The sequence below is a fragment of the Collinsella tanakaei genome, from assembly GCF_030373545.1.
In the GTDB taxonomy this organism is placed as follows: domain Bacteria; phylum Actinomycetota; class Coriobacteriia; order Coriobacteriales; family Coriobacteriaceae; genus Collinsella; species Collinsella tanakaei_C.
The window spans coordinates 15,279-32,173 of sequence record NZ_JAUDCO010000014.1 but is presented as its reverse complement, the minus strand read 5'-3'; the positions used below and the strand labels follow the sequence as shown (position 1 = coordinate 32,173).

General features: G+C 61.1%; 13 protein-coding genes. 10 read left to right on the top strand and 3 right to left on the bottom strand.

The features are described from left to right. The first annotated feature begins 53 nt into the window (after positions 1 to 53). The 7 genes from ygfK to QUW00_RS09005 all read left to right on the top strand — a co-directional run bounded on the left by ygfK (position 54) and on the right by QUW00_RS09005 (position 10,987). A complete protein-coding gene (gene ygfK, locus QUW00_RS09035; protein ID WP_289614050.1) occupies positions 54 to 3,053 on the top strand; it encodes a putative selenate reductase subunit YgfK in 3,000 nt (999 codons plus the stop codon). 105 nt (positions 3,054 to 3,158) lie between these two features. After that, a complete protein-coding gene (locus tag QUW00_RS09030) occupies positions 3,159 to 3,371 on the top strand; it encodes a 4Fe-4S binding protein (protein ID WP_289614049.1) in 213 nt (70 codons plus the stop codon). A gap of 14 nt (positions 3,372 to 3,385) precedes the next feature. Then, positions 3,386 to 6,139 (top strand): selenium-dependent xanthine dehydrogenase, encoded by a 2,754-nt coding sequence (gene xdh / locus QUW00_RS09025; protein WP_289614048.1) that lies wholly within the window; start codon positions 3,386 to 3,388, stop codon positions 6,137 to 6,139. A 275-nt stretch (positions 6,140 to 6,414) separates the two neighbouring features. Then, positions 6,415 to 7,506 carry a macro domain-containing protein gene (locus tag QUW00_RS09020; RefSeq protein ID WP_289614047.1) on the top strand — a complete coding sequence of 364 codons (1,092 nt, stop codon included), beginning with the start codon at positions 6,415 to 6,417 and terminating at the stop codon, positions 7,504 to 7,506. A gap of 279 nt (positions 7,507 to 7,785) precedes the next feature. Continuing rightward, complete coding sequence (locus tag QUW00_RS09015; protein ID WP_289614046.1) at positions 7,786 to 8,586, top strand: vWA domain-containing protein; 801 nt, start codon at positions 7,786 to 7,788, stop codon at positions 8,584 to 8,586. Between the two features lie 225 nt (positions 8,587 to 8,811). Then, entirely contained in the window at positions 8,812 to 9,174 is a 363-nt protein-coding gene (locus QUW00_RS09010; protein ID WP_235421782.1) for a YccF domain-containing protein, read from the top strand. 379 nt (positions 9,175 to 9,553) lie between these two features. Next, positions 9,554 to 10,987 carry an alanine/glycine:cation symporter family protein gene (locus QUW00_RS09005; RefSeq protein ID WP_289614045.1) on the top strand — a complete coding sequence of 478 codons (1,434 nt, stop codon included), beginning with the start codon at positions 9,554 to 9,556 and terminating at the stop codon, positions 10,985 to 10,987. A 275-nt stretch (positions 10,988 to 11,262) separates the two neighbouring features. Here QUW00_RS09005 and QUW00_RS09000 read toward each other — a convergent pair whose 3' ends face one another. Further along, entirely contained in the window at positions 11,263 to 11,784 is a 522-nt protein-coding gene (locus QUW00_RS09000; RefSeq protein ID WP_289614044.1) for a type II toxin-antitoxin system VapC family toxin, read from the bottom strand. After that, positions 11,781 to 12,125 carry a type II toxin-antitoxin system RelB/DinJ family antitoxin gene (locus tag QUW00_RS08995; RefSeq protein ID WP_289614043.1) on the bottom strand — a complete coding sequence of 115 codons (345 nt, stop codon included), beginning with the start codon at positions 12,123 to 12,125 and terminating at the stop codon, positions 11,781 to 11,783. Before QUW00_RS08995 ends, QUW00_RS09000 begins: the two co-directional genes overlap by 4 nt. Before the next feature lie 293 nt (positions 12,126 to 12,418). Between QUW00_RS08995 and QUW00_RS08990 the strand changes: the two genes are divergently transcribed. Beyond that, entirely contained in the window at positions 12,419 to 13,219 is an 801-nt protein-coding gene (locus tag QUW00_RS08990) for a hypothetical protein (RefSeq protein WP_289614042.1), read from the top strand. Between the two features lie 151 nt (positions 13,220 to 13,370). Here QUW00_RS08990 and QUW00_RS08985 read toward each other — a convergent pair whose 3' ends face one another. Then, positions 13,371 to 14,003 (bottom strand): hypothetical protein, encoded by a 633-nt coding sequence (locus QUW00_RS08985; protein ID WP_289614041.1) that lies wholly within the window; start codon positions 14,001 to 14,003, stop codon positions 13,371 to 13,373. A gap of 426 nt (positions 14,004 to 14,429) precedes the next feature. Between QUW00_RS08985 and QUW00_RS08980 the strand changes: the two genes are divergently transcribed. After that, the gene (locus QUW00_RS08980; protein ID WP_289614052.1) at positions 14,430 to 14,744 is read left to right on the top strand and encodes an HNH endonuclease; all 315 of its coding nucleotides are present in this window, start codon (positions 14,430 to 14,432) and stop codon (positions 14,742 to 14,744) included. Positions 14,745 to 15,058: 314 nt separating this feature from the next. Next, complete coding sequence (locus QUW00_RS08975) at positions 15,059 to 16,867, top strand: AAA family ATPase (RefSeq protein WP_289614040.1); 1,809 nt, start codon at positions 15,059 to 15,061, stop codon at positions 16,865 to 16,867. Positions 16,868 to 16,895 lie beyond the last annotated feature (28 nt).

Genomic DNA, 16,895 nt, shown 5'->3' with positions numbered 1-16,895 from the left:
GGGTTGGAGGGAACACGTCCCCAACCAACCCATCAATAAGAGGGGATATGACAATGAGCGACATCATGAGGCCCATTCCGTTTTCGAACCTGATGAACTGGGTGATGACCGAGCACGACGAGTCCGGCTCGATCTTCGGCGTGCGCAAGATCGTGCGCGCCAACGCCGCCGGCGCCCTGCCGATCTTCGACGAGAAGATCGAGACGCCCTTCGGCCCGGCCGCCGGTCCCAACACCCAGCTCGCGCAGAACATCATCGCTGCCTACGTGGCCGGCTCGCGCTTCTTCGAGCTCAAGACCGTCCAGGTCATGGATGGCGAGGAGCTGTCGGCCTGCGTGAACAAGCCCTGCATCACCGCCGCCGACGAGTGCTACAACTGCGAGTGGTCCACCGAGCTTACGGTGCCGCAGGCCTATGCCGAGTACGTCAAGGCGTGGTTCGCCTGCCACCTGATCGCCCGCGAGTACGGCCTGGGCGAACCCGACGGTTTCGTGTTCAACATGAGCGTGGGATACGATCTGGAGGGCATCAAGTCGCCGAAGGTCGACGCCTACATCGAGGGCATGAAGGACGCCTCCGGCTCCGAGGTGTGGGCCGAGTGCCGTGAGTGGGCGCTGGCGAACCTCGACCGCTTCCAGAACGTCGACGCCGCGTTTGTCGACTCCATCCCGGCGCGCGTGTCCAACTCCATCACCGAGTCCACGCTGCACGGCTGCCCGCCCGCCGAGATCGAGCGCATCGCCACCTATCTCATCACCGAGAAGAACCTCAACACCTACATCAAGTGCAACCCGACGCTTCTGGGCTACGACTTCGCCCGCGCGCGCCTGAACGAGCTCGGCTTCGACTACATCGCCTTCGATGACCGCCATTTCGTCGAGGACCTGCAGTGGGAAGACGCCGTGCCCATGTTCGAGCGCCTGATGGCCCTGTGCGCCGAGCGCGGCCTGGACTTCGGCGTCAAGCTCACCAACACCTTCCCGGTCGATGTGACCCGCGGCGAGCTGCCGAGCGACGAGATGTACATGTCCGGCCGCACGCTGTTCTCGCTCACCATCGAGGTGGCGCGCCGTATCACCGAGCAGTTCGACGGCAAGCTTCGCATCTCTTACTCCGGCGGCGCGACGGTCTACAACATCCGCTCGCTGTACGACGCGGGCATCTGGCCGATCACCATGGCGACCGACGTGCTCAAGCCCGGCGGCTATGAGCGCATGAGCCAGATCGCCGGCGAGTTCGAGAATCTGGACGGCCGCGCGTTCGAGGGCATCTCGCTCGACGCCGTCGTCGCGATCCAGCAGGATTCGCTCGTGAACCCGCTCTACCGCAACCCGCTGCGCAAGCTGCCGTCTGCCAAGGTGCCCGGCGGCACGCCGCTCATGGACTGCTTCACCGCGCCCTGCCGCACCGGCTGCCCCATCTCGCAGGACATCCCGGCCTATCTGGCCGCCGTGGAGGAGGGTCGCTTCGAGGACGCGTTCTCCATCATCATCGAGCGCAACGCCCTGCCGCACATCACCGGCACCATCTGCCCTCATCCCTGTGGCAAGAGCTGCGAGCGCGCCTTCTACGAGCCCGAGGGCGCCCAGATCCGCGCGAGCAAGCTGCGCGCCGCGCACGAGGCGTTCAGCAGCGTGCTGCCGCGCCTCAAGGCAGGGGCTTCCGAGAAGGTCTCCGAGAAGAACGTCGCCGTCATCGGCGGCGGCCCGGCCGGTCTTGCCGTGGCCTTCTTCCTGTCGCGCGCCGGCGTGCCCGTCACGATCTTCGAGGCCAAGGATTCGCTCGGCGGCATCGTGCGCCACGTGATCCCCGAGTTCCGCATCGCGAGCGCCGACATCGACGCCGACGTCGAGCTCTGCCGCGCCTTCGGCGTCGAGGTCAAGCTGGGTGCCCGCGTCGAGTCCATCGATGCCCTGCGCGCCGAGGGCTACACCGACGTCGTCGTGGCGACCGGCGCCTGGCTGCCCGGCTCCGCGGGCCTGGGCGAGGGTGCCGAGCTGGACGTCCTCGAGTTCCTCGAGGCCGCCAAGAAGGCTCCCGAGACCCTGTCGCTCGGTACCGACGTCGTGGTCATCGGCGCCGGCAACACCGCCATGGACGCCGCCCGCGTGGCCAAGCGCGCCGCCGGCGTGGAGAACGTCCGCTTGGTCTATCGCCGCACCAAGGCCCAGATGCCCGCCGACGAGGAGGAGCTGGACTTCGCGCTCGAAGACGGCGTCGAGTTCATGGAGCTGCTCGCCCTGGTGTCGCTGGCTGACGGCCAGCTCACCTGCAACGTCATGCGCCTCGGCGAGCCGGATGCCTCCGGCCGCCGCGCGCCCGAGCCGACCGGCGAGACCGTGACCGTGCCCGCCACCACCGTGATCTGCGCGGTGGGCGAGCGCATCGACGCATCGCTCTACGAGGGCGCCGGCGTCGAGGTCGACCGCCGCGGCCGCCCGGCCGGCGTTGCCACCGGCGTTGCCGGCGTGTGGGCCGCAGGCGACTGCCGCCGCGGTCCGGCGACCGTCGTCGAGGCCATCGCCGACGCCGCCGAGGTCGCCCGTGCGATTGCGAACGTCGACTTCAACCACTACGCGGACGCCAACGAGCAGCTGGACGTTGCGGCCTCCATCGCCAAGAAGGGCAACCTCTGCCGCGACAAGGCCAACTGCACCCACACCCGCTGCCTCGGCTGCGCCGCGGTGTGCGAGGTCTGCTGCGACGTGTGCCCCAACCGCGCCAACGTGGCGATCGAGGTGCCCGGCCTCGACAAGCAGCAGGTCGTCCACGTGGACGGTATGTGCAACGAGTGCGGCAACTGCGCCGTGTTCTGCCCGTACGAGACCGGCCGTCCCTACAAGGACAAGCTCACGCTGTTCTGGAGCGGCGACGACATGCTCGCCTCCGAGAACGACGGCTTCATGAAGCTCGCCGACGGCACGTTCTCCGTGCGCCTGGGCGGCGAGATCCGCGTCGTGGACGTGGACGACGCCGGCTGCGGCGTGCCCGACGCCGTGCGCCGCACCATCGCCGCGGTGCGCGACTCCTACAGCTACCTGTTCTGCGAGTAACGCCCGTCACGTATTCGGGGATGCCCCCGCGCCCGTGTCCCAAAAGGGGCCAGGAGCGTTTTGGGGCATCCCCGGTGTCCGGTATCGTCCCAATGGAGGGGAATCATGACCGAGACCACCCATCAGATCTGGGTCGCCGATGAGGGCTGCATCGGCTGCGGCATGTGCGAGCGCGTGTGCCCCTGCGGCGCCATGCACGTCGTCGACAAACAGGCCGCCATCGACTACACCCGCTGCATCTCCTGCGGCATGTGCGCGACCAAGTGCCCCAAGCACGTCATCCACGATACGCTCGGCATCTTCGCCGCAGCTGAATAGAGAGGGGTATCGCCATGGCAAAGCAGCCGGTGAGCTATACCTTCACCGTCAACGGCGTCGAGCGCACGGTCACCGAGAAGAAGCCGCTTCTGCGCTACCTGCGTGACGACCTGCACATCCATTCCGCCAAGGACGGCTGCTCGGAGGGCGCGTGCGGCACCTGCACGATCCTCGTGGACGACCACGCCGTCAAGGCCTGCGTGCTCACCACCGAGCTCGCCGCCGGCCGCGACATCGTGACCGTCGAGGGACTGCCCAAGGCGGAGCAGGAGGCCTTCGTCTACGCCTTCGGCGCGGTGGGCGCCGTGCAGTGCGGCTTCTGCATCCCCGGCATGGTGATGGCGGGCGCGGGTCTTATCCATAAGGTCGCCGATCCCACCGAGGACCAGATCAAGGAAGCCATCAAGGGCAACGTCTGCCGCTGCACGGGCTACAAGAAGATCATCGAGGGCATCTCGCTTGCCGCCGCCATCCTGCGCGGCGAGGCTGAAATCGACCCCGAGCTCGAGCGCGGCGAGCGCTACGGCGTGGGTGAGCGCGCCTTCCGCGTGGACGTGCGGCGCAAGGTGCTCGGCTACGGTAAATACCCCGATGACATCGACGAGACGGACTTCCCCGACCTCACGTACGCCTCCGCGGTGCGCTCCAAGTACCCGCGTGCCCGCGTGGTCAAGATCGATGCGGACCGCGCCCGCGCGCTGCCCGGCGTGCTCGCCGTCCTGACGGCGGCCGACGTGCCGGTGAACGCGGTGGGCCACCTCATCTACGACTGGGACGTCATGATCGCCGAGGGCGACATCACCCGCTGCGTGGGCGACGCCATCGCGCTCGTGGTGGCCGAGGACGCCGCCACGCTCGAGCGCGCCAAGAAGCTCGTCAAGATCACCTACGAGGAGCTCGAGCCCGTGCGCTCCATCGCCGAGGCCCGTGCCGAGGACGCCCCGGTGCTCCACGACAGGTTCCTGGCCTTCGGCAACTGGGTCGAGCTCGAGAACAACATCTGCCAGCAGCGCCACGTGGTCCGCGGCGACGCGGCGACGGCGCTCGCGAACTCCGCGCACAAGGTGACGCGCACCTTTACCACGCCCTTCACCGAGCACGCCTTCCTGGAGCCCGAGTGCGCCGTGGCCTTCCCCTACAAGGACGGCGTCAAGGTGTGCTCATCCGACCAGGGCGCCTACGACTCCCGCAAGGAGATCGCCCACATGCTCGGCTGGGATGCCACGCCCGAGCGCGTGGTCGTGGAGACCATGCTCGTGGGCGGCGGCTTCGGCGGCAAGGAGGACGTGTCCGTCCAGCATCTGGCGGCGCTCGCCGCGCTCGCGGTGAACCGTCCGGTCAAGTGCCGCCTCACGCGCGAGGAGTCCATCAAGTTCCACCCGAAGCGCCACGCCATGGAGGGCACGTTCACGCTCGGCTGCGACGAGAACGGCATCTTCACCGGTCTGGATTGCGAGATCAACTTCGACACGGGCGCCTACGCGTCGCTGTGCGGCCCGGTCCTCGAGCGCGCCTGCACGCACTCGGTGGGCCCGTACTGCTACCAGAACACCGACATCCGCGGCTATGGCTGGTACACCAACAACCCGCCGGCGGGTGCGTTCCGCGGCTTCGGCGTGTGCCAGAGCGAGTTCGCCCTGGAGATGCTCATCAACCTGCTGGCCGAGGAGGTCGGCATCAGCCCGTGGGAGATCCGCTACCGCAACGCCATCGAGCCGGGCAAGGTCCTGCCCAACGGTCAGATCGCCGACTGCTCGACGGCGCTCAAGGAGACCCTGCTCGCCGTGAAGGACGTCTTCGACGCGCATCCGGGTCACGCCGGCATCGCCTGCGCGATGAAGAACGCCGGCGTGGGCGTGGGCCTGCCCGACGCGGGCCGCTGCAAGATCCGCGTGGAGGACGGCCGCGCCGTGGTGTACTCGGCGACCTCCGACATCGGCCAGGGCTGCAACACTGTCTTTCTGCAGGACGTGGCCGAGGCCACGCGCCTGCCGCTGTCGCACATCGTCAACGGCGAGTGCTCCACCGAGAACGCACCGGACTCCGGCACCACCTCCGGCTCGCGCCAGACCCTCATCACCGGTGAGGCCGTGCGCGGCGCCGCCTTCCTGCTGCGCGACGCCATGCTGGCGGTCGAGGCGGGCGACGAGGTGCCGACCGGGCCCGTCGTGGCCCACGGTGACGGCTTTATCGTGGAGTATGCCGACGGCACGCCGTATGCGGGTCCGGGCTCCGCGGTGCACCCCGCCGACCCGACCACGTCGCTGGCGGCGCTCGAGGGTCGCGAGTTCTCCTACGAGTACCTGGAGAAGACCGACAAGCTGGGCGCTGATGTGCCCAACCCCAAGAGCCATGTGGCCTACGGCTACGCCACGCACGTCGTGATCCTGGACGACGACGGCCGCGTGACCGAGGTCCACGCCGCGCACGACTCCGGCAAGGTGGTGAACCCCATCGCCATCCAGGGCCAGATCGAGGGCGGCGTGCTCATGGGCATGGGCTACGCGCTGACCGAGGACTTCCCGCTGAAGGATGGCGTGCCGACCGCCAAGTTCGGTACGCTGGGGCTCTTCCGCTCCACGGACATTCCGTTCATCAACGCCATCTACGTGGAGAAAGACGAGCTACTGCCCGTGGGCTACGGCGCCAAGGGCATCGGCGAGATCGCCACGATCCCCACGGCCCAGGCCGTGGCGGGCGCCTACTACGCGCTCGACGGCGTCTACCGCACCAAGCTGCCACTGGAGGACACGTACTACACGCGCTAGGCGGATGATTGGGGACGTGTTCCGTTCAACCCATCTCGCGGCGCCCCGTTCGGCTTTCGTGCCGGGCGGGGTGCCGGTTTTTGTTCGGCCGACGGGGTGGGCGCGCTGCTGCGGGTCCCGGCCTTCGCATGGACCTCCGATGGCGGATGGAGATCGAGCCGTGCCTGTATGCCCCCCAACGCTCCTGGTTCCTTTTGGGGCAGCGGTTCCCTTCGGGACATCGCGAGGACGCGGACGCAGGTACAATCGTGCGTAGCGAGTGAGGGGAGCCTGCCGTGCCGTTTTCCATCGAGCGCAACGATATCGCGCGCGTTCACGCCGACGTGCTGGTCAATGCCGCCAACGAGCAGCTGGCGCCGGGCGGGGGCGTGTGCGGCGCGCTGTTTGCCGCGGCGGGTTTCGATCGCATGGACGCGGCGTGTCGCGCGATCGGCCATTGCCCCACGGGAGGCGCGGTTGCCACGCCCGGCTTCGACCTGCCATGCCGGTGGGTCGTGCACGCGGTCGGGCCGGTATGGCGCGGGGGCGCGCATGGCGAGGAACAGCAGCTCAGGTCGTGCTACCAAAGCATCTTTTCCGAGGTCGAGCGCCTGGGGGCGAGCTCGGTCGCCTTCCCGCTCATCTCGGCGGGCATCTACGGGTACCCGCAGTCCGAGGCGTTGCGCATCGCGCGCGAGGAGACGGCGGCCTTCCTCGACCGCGTTGACGACGACGTCCAGGTGACGCTCGTGGTGTTCAGCCGCGACGTGATCCGTGCCGGCGGCAGTCTGTTCGCCGATCTGCAGGAGTATATTGACGATGCCTATGTAGAGGCAAGTCCCCATATCCGTCGTCGTATGGAGGAGCGGGAGCGCCTGCCGGACTGGGTCTTCAAGGACGAGGCGATGGCCCCGGCTGTTCCTGCGCCGTCCGCCCAGATGCCTGCACCTTCATCCTCGTATACTGCGGCTGCACTCGAGTGCATGTCGTTTGGATCCGAGTCCCAGCCGAAGCCCGCCGATCTGGCGGACCTTCTCGACAACCTGGACGAGCCGTTTTCAACCACTTTGCTCGCCCTCATCGACGCGCGCGGCATAACGGATGCGCAGGTGTACAAGCGCGCCAACATCAGCCGACAGCTGTTCGCCAAGATACGTGCGAACGCGAGCTATCGGCCCACCAAGCCCACGGCGGTGGCGCTCGCGCTGGCCCTTGAGCTCGACTACGACCAGACGCAGGACCTGCTGTCGCGTGCGGGCCTCACGTTGTCGCACAGCAGCAAGTTCGACGTGATCATCGAGTTTTTCATCGACCGCGGCGTCTACGACATCTTCCGCGTCAACGAGGCACTGTTCGCCTACGACCAGCCGCTGCTGGGCTCGATGTAGGGAACCTGGTGCCGCCGGGATCGATGCGGGGGCTTTGGCGCTGCCGGGATCGATGCGGGGTTCCGCCCTTGCCGGGATCGATGTAGGCGCCCGGCTCTCGTTGGCATCGATGCGGGCGCACGTGCTCGAGCCTCCCGCCGCACTTGTCTGCTCTGAGCTGGGCATTCACTCGCGCAGTATCCCGCGCGCGATTTGTCGCCTGGCGGTTTACCTGCCGCGTGCTCCAGCCCGGTAATCTCCGAAGTGTCAAAAGGAAACCCCGACACCGAGGAGGCAACCATGAGCAAGCAGATGTTTGATAAGCGGGAAACGCACGACGGGAGTGTCGAGTATTCGCATAGGGGGAGCGAGGGCCGCGTGCGCCGCGATGGCACCGAGCGCAAGCGTCGCGACCGCACCGAAAAGACCGCCGACGAGCGGAGCCGCACCAACCGCACCGAGATCGTCTTCATCCTGGACGCGAGCGGGTCGATGAGCGGGCTGGAGCCCGATACGGTCGGCGGCTTCAACGCCATGATCGCCGAGAACCGCGAGGAGCCCGGCGAGGCGACCGTTTCGACCATCCTGTTCAACGAGAAGAGCCGCGTGCTGCACGACCGCGTGGACATCCGCAAGGTGCCGCGCCTCACGCGTAAACAATATCGCTGCTACGGCTGCACGGCGCTGCTGGACGCGGTGGGCGGCGCCATCAAGCACGTCGACCTCGTGCAGAGTATTTTGCCGGACGAGTACCGCGCCGACCGCGTGCTGTTCGCGATCACGACGGACGGCATGGAAAACGCGAGCCGCACGTTCACCTACCCGCGCGTCAAGCGCATGATCGAGGAGCATCGCAAGCGCGGCTGGGAGTTCCTGTTCATCGGCGCGAATATTGATTCAGCGGCAGAGGCCGAGCGTCTGGGCATCGCGCGCGAGTACGCTGCGGACTACCTGGCCGACGAGCAGGGGACCGAGGTCGTGTACCGCGCGATGTCGACGGCGATTGGGTTCGCCCGTGCGGCGGAGCCTTCGGCGCCGTTGCCGAATGAGTGGCGCTTCGGGTTGGACGAGGACATGCGCACGCGCGGCGGTCGGTCGTAGGGGCTTTTCGGACGAGTGCGGACGAGTGCGGGCTCGTGCGGTCGCTCGGCAGTGCACAGGCGAGCCCTGCCGAGTGCAGGCGAGCTCCCCTTAAGGGAAACGCAAGGCCCGCTGCACGAGGCATCCACCGACGTCCGGGGGTCGTTTGCGATAATCGTGGCATAAGCAATGCGGGCGCGCGGGCGGCGACGGTGCTGTCCGCGCGCGGCAAAGGAGGGGTGGGCGATGAGCCTTCTTGGCAACATCATCTGGATTCTGCTCGGCGGCATCTGGACGGCGATCGGCTGGCTGTTGCTGGGGATTGTCTTCTGCATCACCGTCGTGGGGATTCCCTTGGGGCTGCAGTGCTTCAAGATGGCGACGCTCACCCTCGCGCCGTTCGGCAAGACGATCGAATACGGCGGCGGTGCGCCGTCGTTTGTGGCGAACGTGTTCTGGGTGATCTTCGCCGGCATCCCGATGTGTATCGCCTATCTGATCGCCGGCGTGCTGAACTGCATCACGATCATCGGGATCCCGTTCGGGTTGCAGAGCTTCAAGATGGCAAAACTCTCGCTGCTGCCGTTCGGCGCATCCGTGCTCGGGTGAGGTTTGCGGGCAAGTGGATAGGTGCTCGGCGGCTTGCTGGGGCTCTGTACTGACAGCAGAAACTCCGTACTGACAGAACTTGGTTAAAACGCCCCGTTTGTGTCAATACAGGGTTCCGGCTGTTAATAGTGAGTTCTGCCTGTCAGTACGGAGCCCCGTGTCAGTACGGAGTTCCGCCTGTCAGTACGGAGCTCCGTGTCAGTACGGAGCTCCGCCTGCTGGCGATGTCCCATTTTGCTCCCGGCTCCTTTCGGGACATGGCCCGCGCCTTTGCAGCAAGGTTTCCAAGCCGTCCCCGACACGCGATGGAAACACAGGGGGTGTAAAGTTAGCCCCCAAACAGCGGCGCCGCCTGAGCGCCACCGTCGAGGGGTACCTTATGTTCGATTACTTCATGTCCATTCTGGCCGCACTGAACGACAACGTGCTGTGGGGCGTTCCCATGGTCGTGCTGATGCTCGGCACCGGCGTGTTTCTGCTCTTCATCACCAAGGGAGTCGTGTTCACGCGCTTCAACGTCGTGATGCGCTACACCACCAAGACGCTCTTCCAGCGCGTCGACCCGTCCGAGGCGGGTGAGGGCACCATCTCGCCGTTCCAGGCGGTGTGCACCGCGCTTGCCGCGACGCTCGGCACCGGCAACATCGTGGGCGTGGCGCTCGCGGTGGCTACGGGCGGCCCGGGCGCGATCTTCTGGCTGTGGCTCTCCGCGCTTGCGGGCATGGTCATCAAGTTTTGTGAGGTCACGCTGTCGGTGGCATACCGCACGCGCAACGAGCGCGGCGAGATCGTGGGCGGCCCCATGTACTACATCTCCCGCGGCCTGGGCATCACCTGGCTTGCGGTGCTGTTCGCCATCTTCGGCTTCCTCGCGTCGTTCGGCATCGGGGCGAGCGTGCAAGCCAACTCGCTTGCCGGCAGCGTGAATGCGACCTTCGGCGTGCCACTGCCCGTCATCGGCGCCGTCGTGGCGCTGCTCGCGGGCCTGGTCCTCATCGGCGGCATCACCCGCATCGCGCAGATCACCGAGAAGCTCGTGCCGTTTGCCGCCATCTTCTACCTCGTCGGCGCTGCAGCGGTGCTCGTCGTCAACGCCGCCGAGATCCCCGCGGCGATCGCCCATATCTTCCGCGACGCCTTCACGGGCACGGCGGCCACGGGCGGCTTTTTGGGCGCCACGGTCATGTACGCGTGCCGCGTCGGCATGTCGCGCGGCGTGTTCACGCACGAGGCGGGCATGGGCTCGGCGCCCATCGCACACGCCTCGGCAGACACCGATCATCCTGCGCGCCAGGGCCTGTGGGGCACATTCGAGGTGTTTTTCGACAGCATCGTCATGTGTACGGTCACGGGCCTGGTGATCCTGACCTCGGGGCTGTGGTGCGCCGACCCCATGATGTCCGAGGGTGCCATGAGCTCGGAGGCCTTTGGGCAGAGCATTCCCTTCGGCGAGTACATCGTGACGATCGGCCTCATGCTGTTCGCGTTCGCGACGCTCATCGCGTGGTACTACTACGGCGAAAAGTGCGTCGAGTACCTGTTCCGCCGCGTGCCTAAGGCGGGTCGCGTGGCCGTGCGCATCTACCAGGTCGCCTACGTCGCCATGGTGTTCGCGGGCTGCGTGGCGAACCTCGACGTGGTGTGGGAGTTCGCAGACTGCTTCAACGGCCTCATGGCGATCCCGAACCTCATCGCGCTGATCGCGCTCTCGCCCGTGATTCGCCGGCTTGCTGCGGACTTCTTCCGCGACCCCGACAGCCGCCGCCCGCGCGACACGGATTACAGCAAGTTGCTGGTGTTCCGCGACAAGTAACGGGTTGTTTGGGGACGTGTTCCTTTCAACCCCTTTTGGGTGCTGACAGCCGTCGCCGGCGGTGCTGTCGGACCTCGTCCGGGTGTTCCGTTCAACCCATTTTGGGCACTGACAGCCGAGACTCACTATTGACAGTCGGAACTCCCAACTGACACGAACGGCGCATTTCCGCTGCGTTCTGTCAGCTGGGAGTTCTTCGCGTCAGTACTGAGTTCCGAGTGTCAGCAGTGAGCTCCTTGCGCGGATCCCGATGCTTCCGCTCCGGCTTAGAAATGCTAAGCGTCAAGCTCGTCGAGCAGCTCGAGGCCTTCTTCGGCCGTCAGGCAGAGGTCGCCCATATGCCGCTTGAGCGCCGCGTCGTGGGTCATGAGGAGTTGGCAGCCGGCGGCGTCGAGCGACGCCAGGACAAGATCGTCCTCGAAGTCGTCGTGGATGCGCTTGTAGGTGAACGCGCCGAGTACTTCGGTACGGCCGATAGGCGCCACGAGGGCCTTTTCGAGCACGTTGCGCACGCAGCCCCAGGACACCTCGCGGGCCGCTGCGGCAATGTCGGGCGTGACGTCCTTTCCGGCGCGCCGTGTATCGAGCTTCATGAGGCTTGCCAGCTGGTAGGCGAGGTCCTTGAGCGAAAGCGAGGGGATGTGGAGCGCGATGTCCTCACGTTCGTACGCTTTCGCGATGAACGTGCTCACGGCGTCGTGATGCGCGCCGCGCGCGAGGAAGTAGTCAAGCCAGACGTTGGTGTCGACGAGGATCTTGATGGGGAGGCTGATGCCGGCGCGCGGGGAATCCGTCATGCGAGCCTCCATTTCTCGAGCTGTTCGGCGGCGGCAAGCTGGCGGAGCTCGTCGTAATCGATAGGGCTGTCCGCTGGTTCCTCTATGCCGACTTGCCGGTAGAAAGAGGAGACGAGTGCGGCACCTTCGGATGCGCGGTCTGGTGTGCCGTCCGTTGCGCTGGCGTCCCGATCGTCGCGCAACAGGTGTGTCAGGGCGGGCGGGAGCGTGCCCTGCACGGTGGCGAACTCCCACAGCGCACGCACGACCTGCGACGGGGTGTACCCGAGTTTGGCGATAACGGCATTGCCGGATGCTTTGAGAGCGGAGTCCATCCGGATGTTCATCTGTACCGCAGACATGCCTGCCTCCTGCTATATGAGTCGTATTGTTAGTATAGCAGCTAGCAAAACGTGTATTGGGCATCAAGACGGTCGGTTTACTTGCCTTCAGTTTGACGTGCGTTCTGTATGTTATGGATGCTGCGGCATGTGGGTAACAGAATCGAATGTATACTTTTCTATATATGGTAATAATTCCTGTACATTATAAAAGCAGTTGCGTACTAGCGGATAATAAGCGATGGAAAACGCATTAACCTGCGGGATATAATGCTAATAAGATTATAGATAAAGCTTGCTTTGGAGACATCAACATGCGTGTTAAGTATAAGGGATATTATTATGAGCTCCCCTTTTTTCGTGCTTTCGGATTTTACCTACGAAGCGCTTGGTTTCCGTTTCGTAGATTTGTAAGGGCTGTTAAGAGAACGATCTGCTCCCTCGGGAGCTGGGCCTCCACGCTTGCCGTCTTCGTTCCTATATGCGTCATTATCTTTTCTATTCTTCTCTTGAATGGAATGGTCAGTTTAGACGATGCAATTGTCGAGTTGGTCTCGATAATCTTGGGCTCTTTCCTGCTCTTAGCTATTAAAGAGATACGTGATTTTGAGGCGAAGCGCAGGACAATTCTTAGGAGGCAATGGGAGTACTATGACTCATGGCGTTATGAATTCACGGATACGCTGAGTGATTTTTTCCGACACCTTGGTTTGATAATATATGGTTACGCTTTTTTGAACTCAGTTGATGATTGGGAGGCGGCTTTCCAAAACTCAGTTAACTCGGAACCGACTGCAGAATACATCAATGGCGATATTGAGCATATTTCAGAGGTCGTTGCATCAATTATAAATACCGCACGTCAGGAAGGTTTTATTGATTGGAATGTCGAACAGGCAAATCGATTAGTCAAAGAGATTGAGCGGTTTGCTGTTGAGCTTGCGCAGAACGTCCAGTCAGGTGGCAGTATACGGCGAGAGGCAGGTTTATTAGGTGAATGCGCCACAGCTTTGCTTGGACTAGTGAGGCGCCCTTGGAGATACAGAAACGATATGGCTCATAGGGAACTAATGGAAAGGTACCTTAGCCAATACGGCGTTCGGATAGGACTGTAAGAATGGACGGAGGTCGAGAGAGGCTGGCATGGGTGAGATCCCCGTGTGAGTGCCTCGCACAGGGCATTCCGATTGGGCCTTTACGGTCCCTTCGGGGTGCCTTTTTGTTCTGAAACATGAAAGGGCCTGCAGAAGCAGATCCTTTCATGTTTTATGCGGCAAGCTCAAACATCGTTCGCTGAACCTTTAAGTAGTCGCGCAAGTTCTCAAGCGTGCCGTCGCTTGTTCGCGGTATCGAGACTGCCTTACCGTCGAAGTATCTGGAGTTGGCCGCGTGAAGCCGCTCGGTGTAGTCGCGAATCACACGTACGAGGTTTGCGAACGTCTCTCCCTCAATCTCGATCTTTACTTCCTTACCGCCAATCTTCTCGATGACGGTGTCGATGGCGTTGATTGCCTTGTCCAGTTTCTCCACATCGAGTGTGCCTTCGTCGATTGCTGACATGTAGCCAGCAAGCGCTTCGTTGAGTTCGGCGAAAGCGATTTTGTTTTGCCTGTCTTTCTTGAGCTGCCGATAAATCGTTGTCCCACCTGCAATGGCGACGGCAGCAACCGCCGCGCCAACGACGATGAGGGCATTTTTGTTGTTGCGCGTGGCGTTTTTCACCGATTTTGTTACGTTCAGCGCCTGGTCGCCTGTCTGCTCGATTTGTACTGGCTTAAGATGCTTGACGATTCTCCCCGCTTGATCGCGAATGATGCCGCCCCATTGGATGTACTCTCCCGTGAGTAGTTTTGAAGCGATTGTTGGTGGAACGTCGAAGGCGATTTGTTGAATTGGCATCTTTGCCCTCGTATTGCGAAAGTCTTTTTCAAATTGAAAAAGTGGGGCGCCCACAACTACCGAAGGGCGGCGGGGCGCCCTGCAGCCTCTCACTCCAAGCGCCAAAAAGGGTGCGAGTAGAGAGACCGAGACACATGTATTGTAGCCGCGCTTGGCCTGCGATGTAGCAATGAATCGCAGAGAAATATGTTGGCGCGCTGTTGAGGTGGTCTTCTTGATGGGGTTTCCGAATGTGGCGAGACGGAGATGATGGATGAGCCTATCGCGTCCAAGCTGAGCAGCCATTTTACGGTGAAATCGATTGCGTGCCGGGCGTACCGAGTCGATACTTTGCTGCTTAATCGAGAGTTCGAAGAGCAGAGGCCGGATTGCAACGGAAGCTTCGTGGAGAGGAAACGAGCAGGGTGACGTTCAGTCCGGTGCCGCCTGACACACCTTGCCGTGCCCGAGCTGTTGGTGGCGAGCCACATAAAGCCGTGGGCGGCATGCGATCCGACAACCGAGCGCCTGGCGGCGAGCAACGGCCTTCTGCTGGATGCCCTGCACGACCGTGCATTTGACCAGGGATTCATGACAATCGACCGCAACCTGCGCGTGCACATCGCATCATGCGTGCGCCGTGATGAAGCGTCGGAGCGGAATCTGTGGCGCTACGACGGGGTGCAGATCGATGCGCCCGCGATTCACCGACTGGCGCCGGAGTTCATCGAGTATCACAATGACGTGGTGTGTCGGGGGTAGGGGAACGCCGGGTGATGAATGTGTCAAAGTGATGAACGAAATCGTTTCCCGCATTACAAAAAATATACACAAAGTTAATTTGAAATTAAGCCCTGTCTGCCGTGCGAATATCGAATCATCTTCGCTTCAATTATCGAAGTTGAGAGGCGCTGCATCTCAACTTGAGCAAAATGGAGTCTTTCTATACAAGAAAAGATAGGATGACCTGCGACGGGCGTTCACGATCATGCCGTGCGTAGCTTTATGCTCTAATATAAAAAAGATTAGAAATATGCACATATTTTATTAGGCTTTCTAAAGAAAAGGCAATACTTATGAATTCTATTGCGGACAACGGGTATCACTTTAAGATAAATAAGCTTAATTTTAATGGGGATGTTCAAATTGAGCCCCGTAGAATCAACGTTATTATCGGGCCAAACAATTCCGGTAAAAGCAGGCTGCTGAAGGAGATCCGGTCCGAGATTCTTGGACACCCACGAAATTATGGCTTGCCAGATTATCCGCTGGCTGTACTCACAAGTATTCAACTCAATTTGCCAAAGGACGTTGGGGAATTCGTGAAGGCTTATGGGCCCCTCGACAAAATCGCCCTTCGAACTTCTGATGGCTGGCGTTCAAGGGGCTACTGTAGTTGTGGTATCCAAATAAACCCAGATGGATATTATTCCTATAGTGGCCAAGTAACAATTCCCGTGTCAGATGACCTGAAGCTGCAGGAAGTTCTGGAAGAATGCATCAATGCGCGCGATGGGCAATTCGAACAATTTGTTGGCCCTCTTTTCGTTAGCTATTCAGGGACAGAGGAGAGGCTAGTTCTATCAATTGGCGAGCCTGCTAGAGGGCTGGACAATTGTGATTACAACACGTTATCTGCGGCGCTAGATACTGACCCATATCTATACAGCATTTCAGATACTGTTATGAGTTTATTTGGAAAAGACGTCATACTTGATGTTTCTAGTAATCGACAAGTTGTAAGGCCTCTTGTGAGCGCTAGTTTCTCAGAATACAGAGAGAGTGTTTCTGGGACTCATGCCCCTGATAACACGCAGCTATCTAACGCCTCGCCCTTGAGTGAAGAGGGGGATGGATTTAGAAGCTTTGTTTCCGTTCTGGTTTCTATACTTGGAAATAAAAAGCCCGTGTATCTGCTTGATGAGCCTGAATCGTTTCTCCATCCCCCATTTGCTTTTGAGATGGGAAAAAAGATTGCGGCAATGGTCTCGAGTTCGGGTGCAAAAGAGAGCCAATTATTCATTGCGACCCATAGTTCGTATTTCATTCGCGGCGTGCTTTCGGAAATGAAGCGAGGCGGCCAGTCTGCAGAAGTGCAGATAATTCGATTAGCGAGAGAAGGTGATACAACACGGGCTAACGTAATAGAAACCGTTGACCTCGAAAAACTTATATCTACAACGGGTTTTACGCCAGCATATGTTGATGCGCTTTTTTCGGAAGTCGTAGTCTTGACGGAAGGCCCTCGAGATGCGGAATTGTTTGGGCAATTAGCTGCCAAGATGTTTCCCATGCAAGATATCCTGTTTGTTCCAGTGAACGGAAAGCAGAATTTTAAAAGCAAAATCGATTTCTATAAGAAGGCGGGTATTAAAGTCCGCATGGTCGCCGATTTTGATTTGCTTAAGACGGTGGATGAGCTTCAACGGGTTGTGGGAGCGGCTAATGTTCCAAATGTATTGGCTGAGCATGCCGTGAGTGCCGCGCAATCGCTGTACGATGCTATATCGAGCGAGATGAAGCCCCATCATTCAGAAAACCAGAATGAAAACCAGAATAGTGAGTGTGACGGTAAAGCGAGGCAGAACAACAAAACGCGCATTTCAAATGCGTACAAGTTTGTAAGTCTGGAATCAGTAAATGCATACGGCGAAGGTTTGTATGAGGAAATTGATGATATTATTACACAATTAATGAATTATGGCATCTTAATTATAAGGAGCGGAATACTTGAGAGTATTTTTCCAGAGATGTCCAAAACCAAAAACAAGGAGCATTCTGAAGACTGGTATTTTAAAGCGATAGATTACATTTCTAAAACAGAAGAAAAGGTTCTGCAAGAGGTGGCTTTCCCCAAAGATTTAAAAACCCTAGTAGAGCGGTAAAGCAATTCATTGGCGCACGTTCTGCAGC

Coding starts and splice junctions, on each gene's coding strand:
- ygfK (WP_289614050.1), top strand. CDS start 54: ATGAGCGACATCATGAGGCCCATTCCGTTTTCGAACCTGATGAACTGG.
- QUW00_RS09030 (WP_289614049.1), top strand. CDS start 3,159: ATGACCGAGACCACCCATCAGATCTGGGTCGCCGATGAGGGCTGCATC.
- xdh (WP_289614048.1), top strand. CDS start 3,386: ATGGCAAAGCAGCCGGTGAGCTATACCTTCACCGTCAACGGCGTCGAG.
- QUW00_RS09015 (WP_289614046.1), top strand. CDS start 7,786: ATGAGCAAGCAGATGTTTGATAAGCGGGAAACGCACGACGGGAGTGTC.
- QUW00_RS09010 (WP_235421782.1), top strand. CDS start 8,812: ATGAGCCTTCTTGGCAACATCATCTGGATTCTGCTCGGCGGCATCTGG.
- QUW00_RS09005 (WP_289614045.1), top strand. CDS start 9,554: ATGTTCGATTACTTCATGTCCATTCTGGCCGCACTGAACGACAACGTG.
- QUW00_RS09000 (WP_289614044.1), bottom strand. CDS start 11,784: ATGACGGATTCCCCGCGCGCCGGCATCAGCCTCCCCATCAAGATCCTC.
- QUW00_RS08995 (WP_289614043.1), bottom strand. CDS start 12,125: ATGTCTGCGGTACAGATGAACATCCGGATGGACTCCGCTCTCAAAGCA.
- QUW00_RS08990 (WP_289614042.1), top strand. CDS start 12,419: ATGCGTGTTAAGTATAAGGGATATTATTATGAGCTCCCCTTTTTTCGT.
- QUW00_RS08985 (WP_289614041.1), bottom strand. CDS start 14,003: ATGCCAATTCAACAAATCGCCTTCGACGTTCCACCAACAATCGCTTCA.
- QUW00_RS08975 (WP_289614040.1), top strand. CDS start 15,059: ATGAATTCTATTGCGGACAACGGGTATCACTTTAAGATAAATAAGCTT.